The sequence below is a fragment of the Arthrobacter sp. genome (genome assembly GCF_030540645.1).
Taxonomy (GTDB): domain Bacteria; phylum Actinomycetota; class Actinomycetes; order Actinomycetales; family Micrococcaceae; genus Specibacter.
This window is the reverse complement of the sequence record NZ_JAUNVV010000090.1, coordinates 5,635-13,402: the sequence shown is the minus strand read 5'-3', so window position 1 is coordinate 13,402 and position 7,768 is coordinate 5,635. Positions and strand designations below refer to the sequence as shown.

General features: G+C 59.4%; 8 protein-coding genes. 2 read left to right on the top strand and 6 right to left on the bottom strand.

From position 1 onward, the window contains the following. Positions 1–72 precede the first annotated feature (72 nt). Positions 73–687: a GNAT family N-acetyltransferase gene (locus tag Q4P21_RS13950; protein WP_303389350.1), complete on the top strand. Its 615-nt coding sequence runs from the start codon at positions 73–75 to the stop codon at positions 685–687. Positions 688–888: 201 nt separating this feature from the next. Then, complete coding sequence (locus Q4P21_RS13945) at positions 889–1,689, top strand: hypothetical protein (protein WP_303389349.1); 801 nt, start codon at positions 889–891, stop codon at positions 1,687–1,689. Positions 1,690–2,009: 320 nt separating this feature from the next. On the opposite strand, the gene Q4P21_RS13940 is transcribed toward Q4P21_RS13945, so the two are convergent. From Q4P21_RS13940 to Q4P21_RS13915, 6 genes are all read right to left on the bottom strand, one after another. Then, positions 2,010–2,732, bottom strand: coding sequence for a hypothetical protein (locus Q4P21_RS13940; RefSeq protein WP_303389348.1), 723 nt, complete (start codon positions 2,730–2,732; stop codon positions 2,010–2,012). A gap of 74 nt (positions 2,733–2,806) precedes the next feature. Continuing rightward, positions 2,807–3,139 carry a hypothetical protein gene (locus Q4P21_RS13935; protein WP_303389347.1) on the bottom strand — a complete coding sequence of 111 codons (333 nt, stop codon included), beginning with the start codon at positions 3,137–3,139 and terminating at the stop codon, positions 2,807–2,809. 387 nt (positions 3,140–3,526) lie between these two features. After that, entirely contained in the window at positions 3,527–4,294 is a 768-nt protein-coding gene (locus Q4P21_RS13930; RefSeq protein WP_303389346.1) for an NAD(P)-dependent oxidoreductase, read from the bottom strand. A 19-nt stretch (positions 4,295–4,313) separates the two neighbouring features. Then, positions 4,314–5,258 (bottom strand): carbohydrate ABC transporter permease, encoded by a 945-nt coding sequence (locus Q4P21_RS13925; RefSeq protein ID WP_303389345.1) that lies wholly within the window; start codon positions 5,256–5,258, stop codon positions 4,314–4,316. A 17-nt stretch (positions 5,259–5,275) separates the two neighbouring features. Next, positions 5,276–6,226 carry a carbohydrate ABC transporter permease gene (locus Q4P21_RS13920; protein WP_303389344.1) on the bottom strand — a complete coding sequence of 317 codons (951 nt, stop codon included), beginning with the start codon at positions 6,224–6,226 and terminating at the stop codon, positions 5,276–5,278. Between the two features lie 3 nt (positions 6,227–6,229). After that, positions 6,230–7,543, bottom strand: a complete 1,314-nt coding sequence (locus Q4P21_RS13915; RefSeq protein WP_303389343.1) for an ABC transporter substrate-binding protein — start codon at positions 7,541–7,543, stop codon at positions 6,230–6,232. Positions 7,544–7,768 lie beyond the last annotated feature (225 nt).

The following is a 7,768-nucleotide window of genomic DNA, read 5'->3' as shown; positions in this document are numbered from 1 at the left end:
AGAATGATGAGCTTGGGCCTGATCTGCGCGAGTGGCTGGGTGAATTCGCCAACGGTATCAACGGCTAACTAAGTGTTGGATCAGGCCATCTGGCCGGTGACGTTGAAGTGTGGCGATCTAATTCTGCGTCCCATCAAATTGCGAGACAAAGCTGAATGGACGCGGGTGCGTGCCCGGAATGCCGCGTGGTTGCAGCCTTGGGAGGCGAGCAGCCCAGCCGGTCAAGGTGGGCTGCCCACCTATTCGGGCATGGTGCGGGTTTTGAACCGGCAGGCCAGGGACGCGTCGGCGCTGCCGTTCATCATCACTGAGCGGGTACCTTCCGTGCCCAAGCCCGTCATCGTGGGTCAGCTGACGGTCTCGGGGATCCAGTGGGGATCTGCCATGACGGCAACCTTGGGATATTGGGTGGACAAGGACCGGGCTGGCCGTGGCATTGTGCCCACTGCGGTGGCCATGGTTACCGACCACTGCTTCCGCCAGTTGGGGCTGCACCGGATGGAAATCAACATCCGGCCGGAGAACGCGGCAAGTTTGCGTGTGGTGGCAAAGCTGGGTTTTCGCGATGAGGGGATGCGGCCCCGCTACCTGCACATCAACGGCGAATGGGCCGACCATAGGAGTTTCGCCATCACGGATGAAGAAATTCCCGAGGGCATCCTCAACCGATGGCTGGCAACGCGGTAGCAGTGCTTGCCCAGCAAGTAAGCTATGAGCCAATCGGCTCGCAATGTTTGCGACTCGGGGCGTAAGAAATGCGTGATTCGTCTCCTTCGAGGGCGACACACCGCCAGCAATGCAGGTGAGGACATGTTTCCCCTTTAGGGTTGAAATGTGGCCGGACACGCGGTGCCAGCCCACCACATCCAGCAGTCGCAGGAGACGTCCATGGAAAGCTCAAATTCCGACGCCCACATCCGTGTGGGGCCGGGACCTTCAACTGCTGTGCCCCCGGCTGTTGAGAAACCTTTGAAAATTCGCTGGGGCAGGACTTTCCTTGCCTTGGTAGGCCTGCTCGCACTCTTGGCGGCAGGTATCTCCGGAGCGTTGAACGTGTTCTCCTTGGGGTCCGCAGCTGTTTCCTGGACAGGACTGGCCGTGTTCATCGCCGTGATCTTCGCCCTGCGCACTCTGGCTGTCCGCGATCAAGCCGCACGCAGGACAGCGCGCCGAGCTGCAAGCACGACGCCGATGGCACCACCCGCTGTTTCGCAGGCAACTGCGCTCGAACATCGAGAGACGGCGCTTTTCGATGGAGCCGAAGGCGCTCCTCCCGCTGCTGTTCAGAAGCCGCTCACGGCGGCTGAGTTACGTGCAGCCGCCCTGCGGGTCGCGGCCAAGGGAACTGCCGATGCCAAGTTGGCAGACACTGAAACTCTCGCCGAAACGTGGGTGCCTGTTGAGGTCCCCGTGCCTGGCTACGTCACCGCAGCCCGTGCCCTAAGTTTGGAGAAGCCGCTGAACCTGCCGAAAGCCCCGAAGTCCACAGGAGCTTCCATCAAGGCCGACCAAGCCGGCGTGGGGGAGGGCCCCAACGGAGTTGCAGCAGTACCGGAAGCTCCCGGTGTTGAAGCACCCAAAATCAAGGCTTCGCAACCTTCAGCCCCGCCTGTCTCCGTTCCTGCCGCAGAGCGCGGAAGCTACGCACTGAACAACCTGGACGACGTGCTGCAGCGCCGACGCGCCTAGACTTTCCCAAAAGAGCCGGGTCCTTCGGGGCCCGGCTCTTTTATTGCCTGGCACTGGTTTGTCCAGTGCAGCCTACGCGGTTCAGTGAACTGCTAGCCCGCGGCGACACTTGCACACACTTCTGTTGTGCGCTGGCCCTCGAAGGATTCCCAAGGGATTTGGCGCTGCCAGCCAACGGCTTGGTGTACCTCAAGTGTCAACCGTCCCCCGTTACCCCCACGGCAGTCCAGCAAAAACACTTCGGGCGGGCACCGGAAGAAGTTCCCGTGCCTGCCCGAAGGATGGATTAATGCGATGTTGCGTGTCGGCGCTAGCTGATGTCAGTGACTTGCAGACCTGCGGCGGCTTGCAGCGAACACTGCGGCACGGGAGATGAGAAGCAGGACCGCCATCCCACCGAGCCGCGTATTATTGGCACTGGTCTTGGCCAGCTCATTCTGGGCTGCTGCACTGCCTGCAGCCGTTGTTTGAGCTGTCGCATTCCCGGTAGCCCTGGTGGAATCCGTTGCCGTTGCGCTGGCAGCTGCGGCGGTGATGGTCAGGGGTGCACTTACCTCGTACGCCTCCCCGTCCAACCTCACAGCGTCAATGACGATGCGGTGCTGGCCGGCCGGGATATCCGATGGTAGTACCACGCCCAAGCTCACAACGCCGTTGGCATCAGCGGTAGCCGTGCCCAACTGCACAGGCTCCGAGTGCAGTGTGAAGGTTGCGCTACTCTCCGCTTTGAAGTTCTCGCCCGTGATGGTGAGCTTGCCGCCCTGTGCCATGCTGTCCGCGCTCAGTTTGATGCTGGGTGTTGCCGAAGCTGACGGCGTCGCAGTCGCCGAAGCGCTTGGCGTTGCCGTCGGGGCTGCTTCCAACATTGTGGTGCTGAGCTTGTTCCAGCCTGTGGTGGACTTGTCGCCGGTCAACGCCAGCTTGATGGCCGGGACGTTGTTGCGTGTTTTGTCCACGACGGCAACGGCGAAGTCATAGCTGCCGGCTGGAATGTCCGTGCGTGTAAATGCTGTGCTGTCTTTCGCATTGGTTCTTTGATCCACGAGCCGGGATCTACATCAGACTGCACCTGGTAGACGGGTTCACCGGTGGCCTGATCCAGCAATGCATGGGAAACCTAGTTCTTGTTGTTCCACTGGGGATTGTTGTTGGGCATGCGGCCCACGCCTGTATTGCCCCATGTGGAGTCAATGGTGGCTTCACGTGTGCCACTTGGAAGAACCGTGGGGATGCTGACGCTGCTGGGTGCCAGGCGGTAGCCGCCGTTGACTGCGAAGTCCTCCACGAGGTCAGGGTTGTCCACCACCCAAGTCTTTACATCCGGCTCGTGGCGTAGGTCGAGGCGGTTGGCGTGCAGGTTTTTGGCGTCAGCGACGACACGCTCCAGCATGGGATGGTACGGCTTGGCGCCTGGCACCTTGAAGCCGTCGTCGCAAGAGGTCGCCCGCACAGTGAATTTCTGGTAGCAATTTTCGCCGACCAGGATAGTGTCTGGGAAGTGGTCAGCCCCTTCATGGTATGCATTTCGCCCCAGGCTCCGATGGTGTTCGTATCAACGAAATCCACCTCCTCGGGATTGTCGAAGCGTGCACCGAAAGCAGCCATGAAGTTCTCAAACTTGGCCTTGAAGACTTCTTTGTGCAAATGGGGGGCCTTAAAATTGTGGTTCGAATCCGCTGGTAGCCTGTGGCGCCGGCGTCGAAGACAAACTGGGGAGTTGCCGGCTGATGGCAGTCCTGCCTGTCCACAAAGACGCGGAAGGATCGGCCACCGCAGCCTGCATGAACGAGACCTGTTCTGGCGGAGTGATGTGTACTTGCACCTGCGGAGGCAGACGCTAGTTGGTGTGGAACAGCTGGCAGGCGCTGGAGGCCGCCAAGGGTAGTTGGGATGGGTCCACTTCCCAGCGGTCATGGGGGGCCCAGCCAAGATCTGCAAGGGCGTTCTCGGTGTTCCAGCGCTGTGCCGAGTCAAGGGAGACTGCGTGGTAAATGCCAAAGCCGGGCGAACGGTTCAGTGAGGCATCGACCAAACTGCGCAAATCAGCCGTGGAGAACCATGTCTGCGCAAACTGTTGCTCAATCAAGGGCCAGCCGGTCAAGCCGAGTCTGAGGCAGGAGACCGCATTGCCTTGTGAATCCTGGTGGAGCCTGGACAGCGCCTCGATGGCGATTTTGCTGGCCCCGTAGGGACAGCAGGGGCGTGGGGCTTTCGTTGGGTCAATGGTGCTGACCCCGTCGCGGTAGTCCAAGCCAGTGGCGTGAACGGAGCTTGCGATCACAATATGTTGCACATTGTTATCCATCGCCGCACTCAGCAGATGGTCCGTCATGGCGATATTGACCAACGCCTCCCCAACCGAAGAGGCTGGGGAGGCGTTGGCGGCAAGGTGGAGGATTGCATTGCAACCGTCCACCGCGACCCGGCAGAAGTCTGAATCTGCCAGATCACCGACCAGGAGTTCGTCTTCTGTGGCAAAGATGGAAGGGCGCGGATCAACAGGAGTCCTTGTGGTGATCCTGATCCGATAGCTGCGGCGCAAGTGCTCCAACAGCAGGCGACCAACCGTGCCATTTCCCCCGGTGAGGAGGAGAAGAGGTTTCAAAGCCGGGGTTTCCCTTCGATTACTTGCTGATGCCTACTGTCATGCCTTCCACAATCCGCCGTCCCAGCCAGATGAACAGTGCCAGAACGGGGGTGACCACCATGACGATGCCAGCAAAGAGCCCGCCCCAGTCGGCGCCGTTGAATTGCGCCTGGTCAAGGAAGGCCAGCAGTGCGATCGGCAGCGTGCGGTTTTCCGACGTCGTCAGCAGCACCAGCGAGAACAGGGTCTCGTTCCAGCCGGTGATCACAGCGAGCATGAATGCGGTGACCAAGCCTGAGCGGGCAAGCGGCAGCACGATCTGAATGAAGGTGCGGATACCGGAGGAGCCGTCGATGGCGGCAGCTTCCTCAATTTCGATCGGCAGGGAGCGGAAGAACCCTGCGAGCAGGAACACGGTGAATGGAATGCCCAGACCGACCAGGACGAGGACGAGCCCTTGAATGCTGTTGAGCATTTGCAGGTGTGAGATGTCCTGAAACTTGGCCATCATGATGTAGACGGGCACCAGCAGCACCTGTCCCGGAACGCCAAGCCCCAGCACGAATAGCAGTGTGAAGGTGGAGGAGAGCTTCCGGGTGGATTTGGCCAGAACATATGCGGCAGGTGCCGAAATGGCAACCACCAGCAGGGAGGAAACGAGAGTGGCAATCACTGAGTTGATGGCCGCAGTGCCAAATCCTCCTGTGTTCCAGGCGTTGGTGAAGTTCTCCACGAACGGCACGGCGGGTACGCCGAGCGGATCGCGGACAATGTCCCGGGTATCACGCAGGGACGTTACTGCCATCCACACCAGGAGGAAGAGGTTGAAGGCCACCAACAACCAGACAACGGTCCGGCCCACATAGCCGCCAGGACTGATCCGGTCCTTTCGCGTGGACCGACGACGCATGCGCGGTCGCGAAGGAGCGGGGGCCGACACCGATTCGGTTGGAGGCGGGGGCTGAGTTATGACTTTGTTCACGGGTTCAACCTTGCTTCCTAGATTTCAATGGCTTCACGGCGCAACATGCGTCGCAGTCCGATGGTCAGGACGGTGACCAGGATGAGGCTGACAATGGCCGATGCCGCAGAGATGCCGAACTCCCGGTCGCCACCGCTGCCAAAGGCCGCCTGGTAGACGTACAGGGCTGTTGACCAGGTGCTTGTGGGCGGTGCTTTTGCGGTGGAACCGCCAAAGACAAGAATAAGCTCGAAGACCTTTACCGAACTCATGGTCCACAAAACAGCACAGACGGAGATGACGTCCCAAGCCAGTGGCAAGGTCACGTGCCGGAACTTGGCCCAGGGGCCAGCCCCGTCAAGTCCAGCTGCCTCGTAGTAATACGCGGGAATTTGGTCCACGGCGGACATGATGATGGTGGTGAAGTAACCTGTTGCGCTCCAGATCATCACGATCATGATCATGTTGAACAGATTGTCCTGCGCCAACCACTTGGGTGGATCCTGAACGCCGACAAGCAGCAGCAACTTGTTGACAGGACCGGCAGGGCTGAACAAGAAGCCGGCAAAGATGCCAAAGACCATGGCGTTGATCAACGTGGGGAAGAACAGGACACTGCGCACAAACTTCTTGCCCATCATGTCCCTGAGGATCATGGTCAGGCCAAAGGCGAAGACGAAGGTGATGATGCCTACGATGAAAAGAATCTTGAGAGTGTTGATGACGGAACCGATGAAGACCGGATCTTTGGCCAAGCGGACGTAGTTGTCCGCGCCAATGAACGTCATCTCGTTGATGCCGTCCCACTCGTTTAGGCTCAGCCAGCCAGCGTAGATGATGGGAACAAGGTAAAACAGGGCCATCAAGATCAGCGCGGGTAAAAGCATCGGCCAGAACAGCCGGCGCCTGCTGCGCTCAATTGCGGACATGCCGGCACGCGGGCGGCCGGAATTGCGCCCACGTGCCAGCGGAAGTGCAGAGGTAGCCATCAGTTAGCCCTTGGCATTCCAGTATGCAACCATGGCGGTCTTGGCTTCCTTGACGTACTGCTCGGCAGTCACCTTGCCCAGCCAAAGCTGCTCGAAGGTTGCGTTGAAGCCCTTGTCGGTGATGTCGCCGGACACGCCGTCGCTGGGAAGCCTGGAGGGGTTGTCCGCCAGGATGGTGGCAACATCGGCCAGCTGTGCAGGCGCTTCGACGTCGGGACGGGCTGAAAGGTTGTCGGCCACTGTGGAGATCTGGCCCATGCGGTCCTTGTTCGCGAAGTAGGCGATGAACTGCTTCGCCTCGGCGGTGTGCTTGCCGGCCTTCGGGACTGCAAAGCCAAACGCGATAACGTCATTGGCCGTCGTGGACGAAGCGGTGGTGGTAGGGAAGTTGAATGCGCCGTAGTCGAAGCCTTCGGCCGCATACTTCTGGGTTTCTGCCGGTGCCCAGCTGCCCATCAGGTAGTACAGAGCCTTGTCAGCGGCCCAGGCGTTCTGCTGCTCGGGGTACTTGGAGGCGTCGTAGCCCTTGATGATGTAGCCGCTCTTGATGAGGTCCTGGATTTGTTCGGCAGTCTTCAACACGGCCGGATCGTCCCATGAAGCGCCGGTCTTGTCTTCGACCAGCTTCTTGAATGAACCGTCGCCGGCGTTGCGGTTGAGCAGGTAGTCAAACCAGTAGCTGTTGGCCCAGGTTGCATCGCCATCGGAAGCGATGCAAGCCATGTTGGCGTCTACGGCCTTCTTGCAGTTGGCCAGCAGCTCGTCCCAGGTCTTGGGTGCTTCAGGGGCAATCTTGTTGGCCTTGTTGTAGAAAACGGAGACGTTGGAGATCGTGTAGGGAACCATGTAGTTCTTCACATCGCCACCAAACGTCGGAATGACATCGATGTACTTTGCGGGGATGACGTCGCCAACGGTCTTGCCGTCTTCGCCGGGGATTGACGCCTTGAGCACAGAAGCCATGTCCTCGAGCTGGTTGGTCTTGGCAAGTGTCGGGCCGAGGCCGTCGTAGGCCTGGTCAACCAAGTCCGGGACGTCTCCGGAGAGGAGTCCTGCGGTGACCTTGTCGAGGACCTTGCGTCCCTGCCACTGCACATTGACCTTGATACCCGTGTCCTTCTCGAACGAATCGAGTGAAGTCTTCAAGACTTTGGCCTGGGGCTCAGTTTCGGTCCACATGGACCAGTAGGTCATGGATTTGGCACCGTCGCCACCGGAGGGGGCGTCGGTGGTGGTGCATCCGGAGGCCGTGAAAGCGACCGAGGTTGCCAAGATGGCACCGGTGGCAACCTTGAGCCAGGGCTTGATGTGAGTCATGAAGAATCCTTCAAAGTAGTCGTTGGTCCGCCTCCTGCTATGCAGTTGGGCTTGCCTGTGATTGTAGTCACTGAGGGGCGCTCTTTGTCAACAATTATTCACTTTATTTCACATAATCTAATTTTTATGTACATGTTATGCCCAACATGCTTACACTCTGATCAATACTGTTATTTATATTGACACCGATAGAAGCGGTGTGCCCGGCAGTCGTGAGGTGCCGCA